Annotated in this window: 13 protein-coding genes; 8 read left to right on the top strand and 5 right to left on the bottom strand. The window is 46.7% G+C overall.

The genetic code is table 11. The annotated features are described in order from the left end of the window. The first annotated feature begins 20 nt into the window (after positions 1 to 20). Together ON006_RS07945 and ON006_RS07940 are read left to right on the top strand one after the other, a co-directional pair. Positions 21 to 2342 carry an efflux RND transporter permease subunit gene (locus tag ON006_RS07945; protein ID WP_244819012.1) on the top strand — a complete coding sequence of 774 codons (2322 nt, stop codon included), beginning with the start codon at positions 21 to 23 and terminating at the stop codon, positions 2340 to 2342. A 38-nt stretch (positions 2343 to 2380) separates the two neighbouring features. Further along, the gene (locus ON006_RS07940; protein ID WP_244819013.1) at positions 2381 to 3766 is read left to right on the top strand and encodes a M28 family peptidase; all 1386 of its coding nucleotides are present in this window, start codon (positions 2381 to 2383) and stop codon (positions 3764 to 3766) included. A 43-nt stretch (positions 3767 to 3809) separates the two neighbouring features. On the opposite strand, the gene ON006_RS07935 is transcribed toward ON006_RS07940, so the two are convergent. After that, the gene (locus tag ON006_RS07935; RefSeq protein WP_244819014.1) at positions 3810 to 4532 is read right to left on the bottom strand and encodes a proteasome-type protease; all 723 of its coding nucleotides are present in this window, start codon (positions 4530 to 4532) and stop codon (positions 3810 to 3812) included. Positions 4533 to 4698: 166 nt separating this feature from the next. Between ON006_RS07935 and ON006_RS07930 the strand changes: the two genes are divergently transcribed. Continuing rightward, positions 4699 to 5520, top strand: coding sequence for a maleylpyruvate isomerase N-terminal domain-containing protein (locus ON006_RS07930; protein ID WP_244819015.1), 822 nt, complete (start codon positions 4699 to 4701; stop codon positions 5518 to 5520). A gap of 87 nt (positions 5521 to 5607) precedes the next feature. Here ON006_RS07930 and ON006_RS07925 read toward each other — a convergent pair whose 3' ends face one another. The 3 genes from ON006_RS07925 to ON006_RS07915 form a co-directional block, all read right to left on the bottom strand. Continuing rightward, positions 5608 to 5931: a 2Fe-2S iron-sulfur cluster-binding protein gene (locus ON006_RS07925; protein WP_244819016.1), complete on the bottom strand. Its 324-nt coding sequence runs from the start codon at positions 5929 to 5931 to the stop codon at positions 5608 to 5610. Between the two features lie 2 nt (positions 5932 to 5933). Next, positions 5934 to 6938 (bottom strand): NAD(P)/FAD-dependent oxidoreductase, encoded by a 1005-nt coding sequence (locus ON006_RS07920; protein ID WP_244819017.1) that lies wholly within the window; start codon positions 6936 to 6938, stop codon positions 5934 to 5936. Between the two features lie 111 nt (positions 6939 to 7049). Further along, the gene (locus tag ON006_RS07915; protein ID WP_244819018.1) at positions 7050 to 7955 is read right to left on the bottom strand and encodes a diacylglycerol/lipid kinase family protein; all 906 of its coding nucleotides are present in this window, start codon (positions 7953 to 7955) and stop codon (positions 7050 to 7052) included. 84 nt (positions 7956 to 8039) lie between these two features. On the opposite strand from ON006_RS07915, the gene surE reads away from it, so the two are divergent. The 3 genes from surE to ON006_RS07900 all read left to right on the top strand — a co-directional run bounded on the left by surE (position 8040) and on the right by ON006_RS07900 (position 12628). Further along, positions 8040 to 8774 (top strand): 5'/3'-nucleotidase SurE, encoded by a 735-nt coding sequence (surE, locus tag ON006_RS07910; protein ID WP_244819019.1) that lies wholly within the window; start codon positions 8040 to 8042, stop codon positions 8772 to 8774. 177 nt (positions 8775 to 8951) lie between these two features. Then, the gene (locus ON006_RS07905) at positions 8952 to 10250 is read left to right on the top strand and encodes an MFS transporter (protein ID WP_244819020.1); all 1299 of its coding nucleotides are present in this window, start codon (positions 8952 to 8954) and stop codon (positions 10248 to 10250) included. A 65-nt stretch (positions 10251 to 10315) separates the two neighbouring features. Continuing rightward, complete coding sequence (locus ON006_RS07900; RefSeq protein ID WP_244819021.1) at positions 10316 to 12628, top strand: DUF7133 domain-containing protein; 2313 nt, start codon at positions 10316 to 10318, stop codon at positions 12626 to 12628. Positions 12629 to 12642: 14 nt separating this feature from the next. Here ON006_RS07900 and ON006_RS07895 read toward each other — a convergent pair whose 3' ends face one another. After that, the gene (locus ON006_RS07895; protein ID WP_244819022.1) at positions 12643 to 13254 is read right to left on the bottom strand and encodes a YceI family protein; all 612 of its coding nucleotides are present in this window, start codon (positions 13252 to 13254) and stop codon (positions 12643 to 12645) included. Between the two features lie 266 nt (positions 13255 to 13520). Here ON006_RS07895 and ON006_RS07890 point away from each other — a divergent pair, with 266 nt between their 5' ends. Both ON006_RS07890 and ON006_RS07885 read left to right on the top strand, forming a co-directional pair. Then, positions 13521 to 14606 (top strand): sensor histidine kinase, encoded by a 1086-nt coding sequence (locus ON006_RS07890; RefSeq protein WP_244819023.1) that lies wholly within the window; start codon positions 13521 to 13523, stop codon positions 14604 to 14606. Positions 14607 to 14645: 39 nt separating this feature from the next. Then, complete coding sequence (locus ON006_RS07885) at positions 14646 to 15425, top strand: LytR/AlgR family response regulator transcription factor (protein ID WP_244819024.1); 780 nt, start codon at positions 14646 to 14648, stop codon at positions 15423 to 15425. Positions 15426 to 15431: the final 6 nt, after the last annotated feature.

The following is a 15431-nucleotide window of genomic DNA, read 5'->3' as shown; positions in this document are numbered from 1 at the left end:
GGAAACCTGATTAACTTAATATGTGGAATAAGATAGCGACTTACATTATCCGCTACCGGCTTTTGTGGGTTGCATTAGTGTTAGTATCAACGGTCTTTATGGCCTTCGAAGCGAGTAAGATTGAACTCTCCTACAATTTTGCCAGAATTTTGCCTTCCAATGACCCTGTCGAAAAAGAATATCAGGATTTCAGGAAGCTGTTTGGCGAAGATGGCAGTGTGATGGTGATCGGCTGGCAGGACCCGCAACTTTTTGAAATAAACAAGTTCCGCGACTGGTGCAAACTTTCGCAGCAAATAAGAGAAACGGAAGGGATCAAGAATGTGCTTTCCCTGGCGAATGTTTACAAAATCGTACGCAACGACAGCCTCACCCAGTTTGACTTCGCACCGGTGATACGGCAAGTGCCTTCTACCCAGGCGGAAGCGGACAGCATCAAAAAAGAAATTCACAATCTGCCAATATACGAAGGCCTGATCCTGAATAGCAAAACCAATGCTACGCTGATCGTGGTCACCTTTAATGACAAAGAGCTCAACTCCAAGCGCCGACTTTCGATCGTTGGCGACATTGAAGCGATGGCCGAGCAGTTTGCAACCAAATACAGTACCGACCTCCATTATTCAGGAATGCCTTATATCAGGACGGTTAACATGAAGAAGATATCCGGTGAAATGGAGCTTTTCATGGGACTGGCCGTTTTCGTGACATTACTCATCCTCTGGGCGTTTTTCCGGTCATTGAGGCTGACTTTATTATCCATCGTCGTCGTTTTGATCGGCGTTATATTCTCGGTAGGGATACTTCATCTGTTCAACTACAAGATTACCGCCCTCACCGGCCTGCTACCTCCCCTGCTGATCGTTATCGGCGTTCCCAACTGCGTTTTCCTGATCAATAAGTATCAGTCGGAGCTGCTTTCGCATAGCAACAAGGACGAGGCGCTTCTGGAAATGATTCGCCGGATAGGTTTGTCTACATTCCTGGCCAATATGACCACGGCCATTGGTTTCGGCGTTTTCTACTTCACCAATAGCATTTTGCTTGTCGAATTTGGCGTTGTTGCGGCGATCAGCGTGATGGTAACCTATGTGCTTTGTCTCATTTTGCTGCCGATCACGTTACATTATATGAGCGTGCCCAAAGCACGGCATTTGAAACACCTTGAAGGAAAATGGGCAACCGGCTTCCTCAGAAAGGTAAATTATCTGGTGCACTACAAACGCACTGAAATTTACATTGCCATGGTCATCATGATCATTGTCTCCGCTTTTGGAATGACAAAAATCAGGACCATCGGCTATGTGGTGGACGACCTACCGAAAAAGGATGTGGTATACACGGATCTTCGCTTTTTTGAAAAGAACTTCCATGGCGTATTGCCTTTCGAGGTAATGATCAATACCAAACAGCCGAACGGCATATTTGCCGACCAGGCAGAAGCACTCTATAAAATCAAGGCGTTTCAGAACGAAATGGCCAAGTTTCCCGAGTTCTCCAAACCGGTCTCGGTCGTTGAAGCCTCGCGTTTCCTGTATCAAGCCTATCGCGGCGGAGATGCCAAATATTATGCATTGCCCGGTGTATTGGAATTAAATAAACTGACCAATTACGTTCAGGGGAAGCAAGGCGCTGCCAAGCAAATCAATTCATTCCTGAATGAGGACAAAAGTGTAACCCGTGTCAGCTTTCAAATGGCTGATGTAGGTTCAGAACGCATCAAAGAATTGATGCAACAGATCCGTCCTAAGGTCGACTCTATTTTCAGCCCTGCAAAATACAAGGTAAGCCTGACAGGGCATAGCCTGGTTTTCCTGAAAAGTAATGATTACTTGCTGAGCAATTTATACGAAAGCCTTTTGATCGCTATCGTCCTGATTGCCATTGTAGGAATGGTCCTTTTCCGCTCCATTCCAATCATTTTATTGTCCAAACTGCCGTGCCTTATCCCGCTTGCACTCACGGCCGGTATCATGGGCTATTTTGGGATTTATTTCAAACCGACCACCATTCTGATTTTCAGTATCACGTTCGGGATTGCTTCCGATGGTACAGTGTACTTCCTTACCCGCTACCGTGAAGAGTTGTATAAGAATGGCCTTTCGCCTTCCGGTGCGGTTACCCAATCCATATTTGGAACCGGTTTGAGTATGATTTACACCGCCGTGATCCTGTTTTGCGGGTTTATTATATTTTCTGCGTCAAGTTTTGGGGGTACCGCTGCAATGGGTGTGATGGTTTCTATTACATTGCTGGTAGCAATGTGTACCAACCTGATCCTCCTTCCTGCTTTGTTGTTGTCAATCGCGAAACGGCAAGGTAAGGATGTGAAGCCAAGCTGAGTGCATTAGTTCTACAACTATATAACTCCTATCACAGAATGAAAAAACTTTTAACCCTTTTGTTTTTGTCGGTACCGGCATTAACAGGAACCGCATTTGCCCAAAGCGACTACCAGGCAGATTCTGTTTTTATCCGCAAGATTTTCAGCAATGCATTAAGCGAAGGAAAGTCTTATGAATGGCTGAGGTACCTCACCCAGCAGATCGGTGGCAGGCTTAGCGGTTCAGAAGGAGCTGCCAAGGCAGTAACCTACACCAAATCCGTGATGGAAGCCGAGCATTTCGATCAGGTTACTTTACAAAATGTGATGGTGCCGCATTGGGTGCGCGGAGCAAAGGAAAAAGCGCGAATTGTCAATGGCAAGCAAAAAATTGAAGTTCCGATAGCTGCTTTGGGCGGCTCGATAGCCACACCGAAAGGCGGCATAACTGCGAATGTCATTGAAGTAAAAAGCTTTCAACAGCTTCGTGAGCTGGGTGCTGACAAGGTAAAAGGAAAGATCGTTTTCTTCAACCGGCCGATGGACGCTACCAAAATAAATACGTTTGAGGCCTATGCAGGCGCGGTCGAGCAACGCGGTAGTGGCGCAAGCGAGGCTGGCAAACTTGGGGCAGTCGGTGCGATCGTGCGTTCGATGACCACGCGTCTCGACGACTTTCCACATACAGGCAGCCTGCGTTACGCGAGCGGCGCGCCTATCATCCCCGCGGCGGCCATTTCCACCAATGCAGCCGAACTGCTGAGCAAAACGTTAAAGGCAAATCCTGAAACCCAGCTGTATTTTGAGCAAAACTGCGAAACACTCCCCGATGTCCCTTCTCACAATGTGATCGGTGAGCTGAAAGGACAAAGGAACCCTGCCCTATACATTGTAGTAGGCGGTCACCTGGACTCCTGGGACTTTGCACAAGGCGCTCACGATGATGGCTCAGGTTGCGTGCAATCCATTGAAGCGTTACGCATTCTCAAAGCATTGAATTATACGCCCAATAATACGATCCGCGCAGTGATGTTCATGAATGAGGAAAACGGCGTAAAAGGTGGTATCGCCTACGCGGATTCTGCCAAAGCCAAAAAGGAAACACATATAGCCGCTATCGAATCTGACCGGGGCGGATTTACACCACTGGGTTTTGGAATTGTAGGGACCTCGGCCCAAAAGGCGGGTATCATGAGATGGAGGAAACTATTCTCAGCGTTCGGAATCCATGAACTAGGCCCTGGCGGTGGCGGTGTGGATATTGGCCCGCTTGCGCCGCAAGGAACGGTGCTACTAGGCCTTGTGCCCGATTCACAACGTTACTTTGACTACCACCATGCAGCCAACGACAAATTCGAGGCGGTAAGCAAGCGCGAGCTGGACCTTGGGGCCGCAGCCATGGCTGCGATGATTTATATGATCGACAAATACGGCGTGGAGTAATAATAGAAAACGGCTGCTTTCGATTAAAAGCAGCCGTTTTCTGTTATTCTATTTTCTCAAAACTCTGATCCATCCATTCTTCCGGAATGTCGTCGAGTGCCTGTTTTAGTTTTTCGGCCCAGATATCTGAAATCTGTTCCAGGTCCTTCTTTTCGTACCGGTGCTCCACGATCTTGAAGCTGTCTTTTTTGTAAAGGACCACATCAATCGGAAAATCCACATCATTATTACTTACCCTTGTTGAATCGAACGACAGGAAACCAGCTTTCAAAGCCTGCTTCATGGTCGATTTTTCATTGAGTACCCTGTTCAGGATCGCCTTTCCCTGGCCTGAATTCCCAATGATTACGTAAGGGGAGCCTTCGTCGAGTTCTACCCAATTCCCTTCGGAATAAAGCAAAAACAGCTTATGCTCGGCATCGTCCTTCAACTGTCCACCGACTACTGTATTTAGGTTAAATTTTAGTCCGGCCCTTTCAAGCGACGCCCTATCCTCTTCCGCCACACGCTTGATCTGCTCGCCAAAGGCATTCACAGCCTTATAAAGCTTATTGTAAACTACGCCTTCACTGAGCAATTCCTCGAAGTAATGTACCGCTTTGTCCCTCACAGAACGCAAGCCGCTGGTCATAATAAAAAGTGAATAGTTGTCACTTTGCGTTACGTACATTTTCCTTTTTACTGTGGTATTGGTACCGGCCGTAATGCGCGTATCGGCCAATGCTACCAGCCCTTCTTTCACTTTTATTCCTAAGCAATAAGTCATTTTTCTTAATTTATATTCTGTTCCCTCAGCCCGATATTGTGGTTCCGGCTTTATGGGACAACTACTTAAACGGTCTCAAAAGTACCAAATTGAATAACCGATCGGTCAAAAAACTCCATTTTCATGATTAATTTTTTCAAATTGCGGACAAACACAGCCTGATAATATGATTGAAACTGTCCACCTTTTCCCTCAGCTCGACGCCAAACTGATCGAACTCTTGAAATCACTTTCACCTGACGATTGGAACAAACCAACCGTTGCCAGACTATGGACCGTAAAGGATGTGGCGGCTCATTTGCTGGACGGTAACATGCGTACGTTGTCGCTAATCCGGGATGGGCATAGCACGCCGCCGGACCGCGGGATTAACTCCTATGCTGATCTGGTGGCATTTCTCAATCAATTCAATGCAGATTGGATAAAAGCATTTAAAAGGATTAGTCCCAAGCTGTTGACCGAACTGCTGGAAACTACCGGCAAGCAATACTCTGACCTGATGCAGGTTCAGGAAATGGATACAGACGCTGTCTTTTCGGTCGCATGGGCCGGCGAAGAAACTTCAAAAAACTGGTTTCACATTGCCCGGGAATACACCGAAAAATGGCATCACCAGCAGCAGATCCGTGATGCGGTCGACAAACCGGGTATTATGACTCGGGAGTTGTTTTTACCATTTATTGAAACATTGCTTCGCGGTCTGCCACATACTTATCGCGATACGGATGCAGCCCCTGGCACCGGCATTCACATTCAGATCGATCTCGAAGGACCAATGGAGTGGTACCTTGTCCGGCAGGAAAACCACTGGGAAATTACAACAGAATTTTCAGCCCAACCCATTGCCGACATACAACTGGACGCTGATACCGCGTGGAAGCTTTTCACCAAAGCGTTGACCCCGGCCCAGGCATCAGCAACGGTCATTTTAAGCGGAAACGAAAGCATGGCAGCTGTTGCATTGAACCTCATCGCCGTCATGGCGTAGGATTAGGCAAACGCAAAACACTAAAAACCTTCCCGGATTATTTCGGGAAGGTTTATGTACTATTATTCCAAAATTCTTAAACCTTTATTACGCTTCCTGTAAAGCTTTCAGTCTGATTACCAGCCCGTTCATATCCGTGCTCGGACGGATCTGGCAGGATAGGCGACTGTTCATATCTGCGTCAGGCAAAGTATCCAGCGTTGCCAGTTCATTGTCGTTACATTCGGGAAGCTTGTCGGCCCCTTCCAGGACTTCTATATGGCAGGTGGCGCACAATGCCATCCCGCCACAAGTCGCCATAATGTCGTACTCGTAAGCTTTCAGGATTTCCATAAGATTGAAACCCATATCGACAGGCACTTCCAGATTCTGGCGCTCCCCTAAATTATTTTCTATTGTGATATTGATCATGGCTAAAATGCATTAACACCGTTAACGGTTGTGTATTTGAAACTCAATTTCTGGTCCGGATATACGTATTTGAAGGCACTCTGCATCATGATCGCAGCTTCATGAAACCCGCAAAGGATCAGTTTAAGCTTTCCAGGATAAGTATTAATGTCGCCGATCGCATAAATGCGCTCAACATTGGTAGAATAATCAAATGTATTGACTACAACGGCTGATTTTTCGACTCCCAGTTTCCAGTCTGCGATCGGTCCCAGTTTAGGGCTCAGGCCAAAAAGCGGGATAAAATGATCCGTAGGAATCGTGGTTATAGATTTATCATTTCCCAAAATAGAGACCTCCTTCAATACACCATTACCACCCAAACTGTTGACCTGTGATTGCAGTATCAGATTGATTTTTCCTTTTTCAGCCAGTTCAAACACTTTTTCAGCGGAGTCGGGAGCGCCCCTGAATGTGTCGCCCCTGTGTACGAGCGTCACATGTGAGGCGATGTCCGCGAGAAATATGGTCCAGTCCAGCGCAGAGTCTCCTCCACCGGCGAGTACCACATGCTGGTCACGGAATTGCTCCGGTTTTTTTACCATATAATGTACCCCTTTGCCTTCAAAATGTTCGAGTCTTTCCACGGCTGGTTTACGAGGCTCGAAACTGCCGAGTCCGGCAGCGATCACCACCACTTTGCAATGCACAGCGGTGCCTTCATTGGTAGTGACAATGTAACTTTCGTCTTCCTGCTTTTCGAGGAATTCGACACGTTCACCCAATGTAAATCCGGGTTTGAACTCTTCGATCTGAACCAGAAGGTTTTTAACAAGGTCTTCGGCAATGATACCGGGAGCTCCGGGAATATCGTAAATCGGTTTTTGCGGATAAATTTCGGCAAGTTGTCCGCCCACTATGGGCAATGCGTCAATAAGGTGGCAGCGCATTTTGAGTAATCCTGCTTCGAACACGGCAAACAGACCGACTGGTCCGGCCCCGATGATGCAAATATCTGTGGTAATCATAGTAAACTGTGAATGAGAATTTTGGAAATTTTAATGATCCAAAAGTACTTCCCATTCACACGCGGCGCCAATCACAAATGGTTATGCATGATAACCAAAGGTTATTGCTCATTACTCATCCGTGATCATGAACTGCATCATGTCCCGCTGGATTTCAATGTCAACTTCCATGGTACCTTCCACTTTAAGACGCTCGTCATCTGCATGAATGTCCTTCCCTTCCCATACGATTTTCAAGGTTTTCGCACGGACAATTGTAAAATTAAATTCATGCTTTTCTTCCCCATTGATCTCACTGAGCAGGAAGGATTCAAATTTTTTCCGGTGCGCTTCCGACACCATGACCAGATCCAGGTATCCGTCACCGGGATCGGCGTCGGGTGCCAGTATCAGGTTGGGACCGAGGGAGCGTATGTTCATAACTTCCACCATCATATACTCACCCGAATGATCGACACCATCGGCGATGATGGTACACGGCCGAGCTTCGTAGTTCAATACAATGTCGTATAGCACGGCGCGCGCCGCTTTCAGCTTTTCGTCCGCACTTTCTCCTACTTCGTCCGAAATCTTGCTCATCACTTTCATGAGCCTTGGAAAAATTCCGTAACCGAAAGATTCAAGAAAAAAAAGGTCTTCCCCGATGCCATTGACCTTGCCTATATCAAAGGTTTGCAGGTGATTATGATGCCATCTCTGAACAATTTCTCTGGCTTCGCCGGAGATTTGCAATGCGCCTGCAATGTTATTGGCCGTACCGTGAGGAAGTAATGCGAGCGGATACTGCTTTTGCAACCGCTTCCTTTTCATGAGCGCTTTGGCCACACGGCGAACCGTCCCGTCACCACCGGCAATGATGAGGAAATCCGTTTCATCGTCAAACGCGTCCCAGCCATTTTCCTTCACTGACGAGTAAGTGCATTCAAAGCCCTCCTCTGTGATTAGTTTCAAAAGCTCTTTCTTAGAAAAGTCGTTGTCCCCGGCAGTGGGGTTGTGTAACAGGTTCGCTTTTTTCATATGGCAATGGATAGGATATCTATGGATTTATAAAAAACATACCAGGCATAATTTTATTAGAATAACCAGAAAAACGATATACGTATGAAAATCCTGGTAACAAACGACGATGGAATTTACAGTCCCGGAATTGCTGCCTTGGCTAAGATTGCTGCAAGGTTCGGAGAGGTAAAAATTGTAGCGCCTGATGTGGAGCAGTCCTCCATGGGGCACGCGATCACAGCATCCCGACCGCTTTCTTATAAGAAATCACCTATTGATTTTAATGGAATCGACGCATACCGCGTCAATGGTACACCGGCCGACTGCGTTGCGCTGGGCCAGCATTTGTGGGACAAACCCGATGTAGTTCTTTCGGGAATCAACCTGGGTCCCAATCTGGGAAATGCCATGTGGCATTCAGGAACATTGGCGGCGGCCAAGCAAGCCGTTCTTTTTGGGATGAAAGGGATTGCTTTGAGCACACCTACCGACATTGAACCCGATTTCGAGGCACTGGACCCGTTTGTTGAAAAAGCACTAACCCTGCTTTTCAAAAATCCGCATTTAAATCTGGTCAATGTCAATTTTCCGCATAACCCGCAGGGGGTACGATGGACCAGGCAATCGGTACGGCTGTATGACAACAATATTGTACCCGGACTGGACCCGATGGGCAGAAAACATTACTGGTTTACGGTGGTACCGCTCGAACCCGCCGAAGAAGGTACCGACCGCTGGGCGATCGAAAACCACTTTGTATCGATCACACCGTTGCGTCTGGACCTTACCAATGAAGCCGAGCTGATGAAAGCGCAACTGGCATACCCTATCGTCTGATAATCACACAAATTGCCATCCGTTCCTGCACCCTGCCATTCATATCGAAAGGGGCAGGATTCTTTTTTGTAAAGTCTTTATAGCTCCATTAAGGGGTAGAATGGCAAAAAAAACGTCTTCTTTCGTGACAGACAATTTAAATCCATTCCTGAATCCGAGAAATTCTTTTTCTTCACTATGAAACAAACCAAAATTGGAAATTACCGCTGGGTTATTTGTGCTTTATTATTCTTTGCGACCACAATCAATTACATCGACAGACAGATTCTCGGATTACTCAAACCCACTCTTGAAACGGAGTTCAACTGGACTGAAACTGACTATGCCAACATCGTAATGGTTTTTGCCGGATGTTACGCTCTGGGTTATATCGTTTTTGGGAATATTATTGATAAAATCGGCTCCAAACTGGGCTATTCTATATCCATTATTATATGGAGCGTTGCAGCCGTTTTGCACGCGCTGGTCAAAAGTACTTTCGGATTTGCAGGCGTGCGGGCGCTTTTGGGCCTGGGCGAGGCGGGTAACTTTCCCGCGGCCGTGAAGGCAACTGCCGAATGGTTTCCAAAGCGTGAACGTGCATTGGCAACCGGCATTTTCAATTCCGGTACCAGCATTGGTGCCGTGGCCGCTCCTATTCTGGTACCCTGGCTTCTCGGCGCATACGGCTGGCGCGAAGCATTTCTGATCACCGGTGCATTGGGTTTTATCTGGCTCATTTTCTGGTGGTTATTCTACGAAATTCCTTCACGCCACAAAAAAGTTACTCCTGAGGAGTTCGAATACATTCACAGCGATAATGAAGTAATAGCCGGCGAGACTCAGAAACCGATCCATTGGAGCAAACTTTTGCAGCTTCGTCAGTCGTGGGTATTTATTGTAGGCAAATTCCTTACTGATCCGGTTTGGTGGTTTTTCCTTTTCTGGCTGCCATCCTATTTTGCGACCACTTTTGCATTAGACCTGAAAAAGCCAAGCCTTCATTTGGCGATCGTTTACACGGCTACTACATTCGGTAGTATCGGCGGCGGATACCTTTCTTCTTATTTGATCAAAATCGGCTGGGCACCGTTACGTGCACGGAAAACCACATTGCTCATCGTAGCATTCGCAGTACTTCCGATCATTCTGGCGCAGTTTGCTACCGATATTTGGGTGGTAGTGGGCATTATCAGTGTTGCTACCGCAGCCCACCAGGCATGGAGCGCCAACATTTTCACCATTGTGTCTGATATTTTTCCAAAAAGAGCAGTAAGCTCCGTGGTGGGCATCGGCGGAATGGCTGGCTCATTGGGTTCTACCTTCTTTCCATTGCTGGTCGGCGCGCTTTTGGATTACTATAAAGGAATCGGAAACATAGGCGCAGGCTACAATATTGTATTCATGATCTGCGGACTGGCCTATTTTGTTGCCTGGGTTATCATTCATTTTCTGACCAAGAATATGAAACCCGTTGAAGAATCGTTAAAAGACTAAGTTTTAAAATTGACTGCTAAGCAGTTATCATTAAGCTACTAATTTTGCTGAGTTAATATATTGAGATGAAAAAGTACCGCTATCACTTTCTTTTTCTGGCCGTATCCTTTACGCTGATCTATTGTAAGACAAATAAACAAACCGCGTCGAAGGCACCAGCTGCCCAGGAAGTCGCAAAGCAGGAAACTGCTGCCGAAACGCCTGGCAAATCCCCTTTTATCGCCCCTGAAAAAACCATCGCAAAAATGCAGATCGAGGATGGTTTTGAGGTAAAGCTGGTAGCTGCCGAACCATTGGTCAGCGCGCCGGTGGCCATGCAGTTCGACGATAAGGCGAGAATGTGGGTGGTGGAAATGACCGGTTATATGCCCGATACCATCGGAACCGGCGAAGACATCCCGAACGGAAACATTGTAATTCTGGACGACAAAGACAAAGACGGCGTCTACGACGATCGCACAGTTGTGATCGATTCTCTTGTGCTGCCAAGGGCTATTTGCCTGATCGAAAATGGAATATTGGTTGCCGAGCCTACGAATCTTTGGTTTTACGAGATCAAGAATGACAAAGCTGGAAAGAGAGTTTTGGTTGATGATAAATACACCGAAGGAGGCAATGTAGAGCACCAGCCCAACGGCCTGCTACGTGCAATGGATAACTGGATTTACAATGCCAAATCTGACAAACGCTATCGTAAAGTGGGCAGTAAATGGCTCATTGAACATACTCATTTCAGAGGTCAATGGGGCATTTGCCAGGACAATTACGGACGACTTTACTACAATAACAACTCACAAAACCTGCTGGGCGACTACTTTCCGGCTGGACTGGGCGCTTCCAACAAAAACCAGAGAGGTGTTGCCGGGTACAATGAAAAATCGGTTGCCAATAACAAAGTATATCCCTTGCACCCTACCCCTGGTGTAAACCGCGGCTATATGAAAAATATTCTCGACGACAGCCTGCGCTTGAATGATTTTACAGCAGCAGCCGGCCCTGTCGTTTACCGCGGTGACCTATTTGACAAAACTTATCAGTTCAATGCATTTGTGCCCGAACCTTCTGCCAACCTCATCAAACGAAACATTTTAAATGAAAAGGGGTACGTAGTGAAAGGCGAGCAAGCCTATAAAGGCAAAGAATTTCTCGCAAGTACCGACGAGCGCTTCCGGCCTGTGAGCCTGTACAACGCACCGGATGGTTCGATTTTCGTCCTTGACATGTACCGCGGCATTATTCAGCACAAAACCTACCTGACCCCATACCTGAAAGATCAGATCGGAAAAAGAAATTTGACGCAGCCACTTTCGAGCGGACGTATCTATAAAATTGTTCCCAAAAATTCGAAACCACGCCCGGTCCTCATTCCTAATGACGCAAGCGAGCTGGTAAAGCTGCTGGGACACACCAACGGCTGGGTACGTGATCGCGCACAGCAAAAACTGATCGACGGCAAGTATAACCAAACCGTACCGGCATTACGGGAAGCCATCAAACAGACGGCCAACCCGTTCCTGGCGATTCATGCATTGTGGACACTTGAAGGGCTTCATTCACTCAAAACCGAGGAAGTACTGGCCTGGCTGAAACAATCCTGGACCTACAAAATGCAGGCACTGTCGGTTTCACCGTCTATCATGAGCCCGACATCTTACAAGCAGCTTGCCTCAGCAATGGACGGGATCGTGAATGACAACGATACACTTTCGGCACCCTATGTTGCCTTCATTTGCAAAAGCATTGAAAAATTCGACCCGGTGATATCGCGTGGCCTGCTTACCCGGCTTGCTACCAAATATCCCAACAACCGCTATGTGTCAGACGCTGTGATCAGCAACTTGCAGGATCAGGAAGAAGTGTTCCAGGGCGAAATAAGCGCATCATTATCGGACCCTAATTTACTTTTCAACAAGCAATTGCAAAGAGTGGTAGCCGCTGTTAAAAGCGCGCAGGGCAACCGCAACCCGGAAATGCTCAAAAAAGAATTCCCAAAAGGCGAAGCATTGTTCACTTCCGTTTGCCAGACCTGCCACGGTGTTGACGGTGGCGGTGTTAAATCGTTGGCCCCGCCATTGAACCAGTCAGAATGGGTTACGGGTAACAAAGACAAGCTGATCTCCATCGTTCTTTTCGGTTTGACCGGCCCCGTAAAAGTGAACGGTCACGTGTACCAGACACCCGAAGTGAGCGGTGATATGCCGGGTATTGGCTACGATAAAGATATGCCAAGCGAAGACATTGCCCAGTTGCTAAGCTATATTCGTAAGTCGTGGCGCAACAATGCCGAAAAGATCACCACGGAGGAAGTAGCCAAAACCCGCCAGAAATTAACTGGCAGGGAGAAGGCATTTACAGAAGCTGAACTGAACGGAATTTGAGTGCGGTATAGTGGTTATATCTTGATCCCCGATATTTTCAAATGGATATCCACGTCTGAGAAGATGTAATGTCCCTCGGCCGCCGGGTCGGTCGCGTAGTTCATGCCCCATTTCGTCCGGTCGATCTTAAATGTCGCTTCCGTCTGCAATTTTCCATTGCTCAAATTGATCTTGGCTGGAAAGCTGATCGGATTCGTCATGCCGATCATCGTAAAGTCGCCACTGACGAGATAGTTGGCACCAGCTACCGCCCCAGTGTCCGTTCCGGTGTAAGGAGCGATGCCGGTGATCTTGAAAGTTGCCTCGGGAAACAATACCATATTGAAAAAATCGGCGCTTTGCAGGTGTCCCAGCAACTGAGGTTTCAGATTGTCAGGCAGATTGAAATTCTTGATCGAGGCGATGGGGATAATAAATGTCCCGCTCTTGATCTGGCCGTTCTCTGCCTGCAAGTTTTCACTTTCTACATCAAAAGACCCGATATTGAAGGTACCGGGCATAGAGCCCTTCCATTCAGCCACAGAAGTTTCATCGAGCACATACTCTGTTTTTTGTATAACGTGATCAGTGGTACAGCCCGTCCAGAAAAGTGTAACTGCGATGGCGGATAAAATGATTGTTTTCATTGCTAATAAATGATAAAATGGTTTTTGTGATTTTTTGGCAAAGCTGAGTTTTTTGCCCGGATGGGTAAATTCCATCAATTCCGAATTGTACATTACGGGTACTGAATTGCGGAAAATGGTGGATTGAGGAAATGAGAATTCAAAAGCGTATTTTGGCCGCATTCAATTCAGATACATTTAATGACAGTACAGCGTGATTCCCGTTGTTTATTTTGGGGCGGAAATGAAATTTTGTAGTCGTTTAACAAGCAAGCCAAAGCCACCGAATGCCCCATCTGCCCGCGTTTAACACCATCTTGAAAAGCAAGATCACCAAGAATGACATCTGGGTCATGCTGATCTGCCTCCCGTTTTTTCTGAACCTGGCCTATTTGCTTTTTGGCAAAAGGTATTTCGGAGAGCAGCGTGTTTTGATATGGGCTACACTCATCGTATGCGTTACCTGGGTGATTTCCTGGCGACTGCATATCCTGGCCGGGCATTACATGCGCATTGCTTTGCAGGACGTAACCCAAACCGCGCGCAGACTGCTCATTTCCGGATGTATATATGTACCCCTTACAGCATTGATTACCTGCGCGCTTTTCTACGCATTTCATATTACCGGTTTTCTGGGCTACCGTTTTGACTTGCAGAATTTCATCCTGGCATTGTTGTCGGGGTTACTGATCAATATTGTAGCGACCAGCTTCTATGAAGGTTTGTATGTTTTTGAAAAATGGCGGAGCACGTTATTGGAAGCAGAGACGCTGAAACTGGAAGCCGAAAAATTGAAGAGAGAAAACCTGCAAAGCCAGCTCGACGGTTTGAAAAGCCAGGTAAATCCACATTTCCTGTTCAACAGTCTGAACTCACTCTCGGCATTAATTGGCAAAAACCCCGCTAAAGCAGAGATCTTCCTGGACGAAATGAGCAAGGTTTACCGCTATCTGCTCAAGACCAACGAACAGGAACTGACTTCCCTGGCATCCGAAATCAGGTTTGTCAACTCCTATTTTCATATGCTAAAAACCCGTTACGGAGACGGTATCATACTGCAAATGTCGGTTGAAAAAGTTCACGAGGATTTTCTGCTCCCACCGCTAACGCTGCAAATGCTTCTTGAAAATGCGGTCAAACATAACATCATTCTCAAAGAAGAACCGCTTGTGATCACGATTGGGACAGATGCAAATGATAACCTGACGGTCAGTAACACCTTGTATAAAAAACGGCTGAAAGTACAATCCAGCAAGATCGGGCTGGCTAATATCTCCGCCAAATACCGCTTGCTCAACCAGCCGGAGATTATCATTGATGAAAGCAAAACTTATTTTACAGTCATTATTCCATTGATCAGAAACTACAAATAACACCACTGTAACCACTCAATAATTTAATTAAGAGCAGCAATGAATATTTTAATAGTCGAAGACGAAGACCTGGCGGTTGATAAGCTAAAAAAGACATTGGGGAAAGTGGACAACAACGCCCGGATTGTGGGGGTGACGGGCAGCATTCATTCTTCGGTTACCTGGCTAAGCGAAAATCTTACTCCTGACCTGATCCTGATGGACATTGAGCTCGCCGACGGGCAGAGTTTTGAAATATTTGACCAGATCAAAGTAAAAAGTCCTGTCATTTTTATCACTTCCTACGACGAATATGCGCTACGTGCATTCAAGGTGAACAGCATCGATTACCTGCTCAAACCAGTCCAGAAAGAAGACCTGGAAGCTGCGCTTGAAAAGTTCAAGGAATTGAAACAGACTTTCAACCAGACGCCGGATAGCCAGACTACCAATATTGAAAACTTGGTCAGGGAGTTGCAAAACCAGTTTCTTCCCAAAGAATACCGGAAGCGGTTTCTGGTCAAACATGTTCAGAAGTTGGTATCCGTTGAAGTAGACACGATCGCCTATTTTTATAGCGAAGAACGCTTCAGTTTTTTCAAGACCAGTGACGACAAACAGTTCATTGTAGACTACAATATGGACGAGCTGGAAGAGCTGCTCGATCCGAATGAATTTTTCCGTATCAACAGAGCATTCATCATTTCCGTCAGGTCGGTGGAGCTGATCGGCGACTACTTTGGAAACCGCCTTTCCCTGCGCCTGAAACCGTTTTTGAACAAAGAAACCATTGTAAGCCGCGAAAAAGTAGCATCATTTAAAAAGTGGATGGGAAAATAGACCAAT

This window comes from Dyadobacter pollutisoli (assembly GCF_026625565.1).
GTDB classification, from domain to species: Bacteria; Bacteroidota; Bacteroidia; order Cytophagales; family Spirosomataceae; genus Dyadobacter; species Dyadobacter pollutisoli.
The sequence above is the reverse complement of the archived record's forward strand: the minus strand, read 5'-3'. Positions and strand labels throughout refer to the sequence as shown.

Bases quoted from the DNA above. Each gene is read 5' to 3' on its own strand.
- ON006_RS07945 (WP_244819012.1), top strand. From the start codon at position 21: ATGTGGAATAAGATAGCGACTTACATTATCCGCTACCGGCTTTTGTGG.
- ON006_RS07940 (WP_244819013.1), top strand. From the start codon at position 2,381: ATGAAAAAACTTTTAACCCTTTTGTTTTTGTCGGTACCGGCATTAACA.
- ON006_RS07935 (WP_244819014.1), bottom strand. From the start codon at position 4,532: ATGACTTATTGCTTAGGAATAAAAGTGAAAGAAGGGCTGGTAGCATTG.
- ON006_RS07930 (WP_244819015.1), top strand. From the start codon at position 4,699: ATGATTGAAACTGTCCACCTTTTCCCTCAGCTCGACGCCAAACTGATC.
- ON006_RS07925 (WP_244819016.1), bottom strand. From the start codon at position 5,931: ATGATCAATATCACAATAGAAAATAATTTAGGGGAGCGCCAGAATCTG.
- ON006_RS07920 (WP_244819017.1), bottom strand. From the start codon at position 6,938: ATGATTACCACAGATATTTGCATCATCGGGGCCGGACCAGTCGGTCTG.
- ON006_RS07915 (WP_244819018.1), bottom strand. From the start codon at position 7,955: ATGAAAAAAGCGAACCTGTTACACAACCCCACTGCCGGGGACAACGAC.
- surE (WP_244819019.1), top strand. From the start codon at position 8,040: ATGAAAATCCTGGTAACAAACGACGATGGAATTTACAGTCCCGGAATT.
- ON006_RS07905 (WP_244819020.1), top strand. From the start codon at position 8,952: ATGAAACAAACCAAAATTGGAAATTACCGCTGGGTTATTTGTGCTTTA.
- ON006_RS07900 (WP_244819021.1), top strand. From the start codon at position 10,316: ATGAAAAAGTACCGCTATCACTTTCTTTTTCTGGCCGTATCCTTTACG.
- ON006_RS07895 (WP_244819022.1), bottom strand. From the start codon at position 13,254: ATGAAAACAATCATTTTATCCGCCATCGCAGTTACACTTTTCTGGACG.
- ON006_RS07890 (WP_244819023.1), top strand. From the start codon at position 13,521: ATGCCCCATCTGCCCGCGTTTAACACCATCTTGAAAAGCAAGATCACC.
- ON006_RS07885 (WP_244819024.1), top strand. From the start codon at position 14,646: ATGAATATTTTAATAGTCGAAGACGAAGACCTGGCGGTTGATAAGCTA.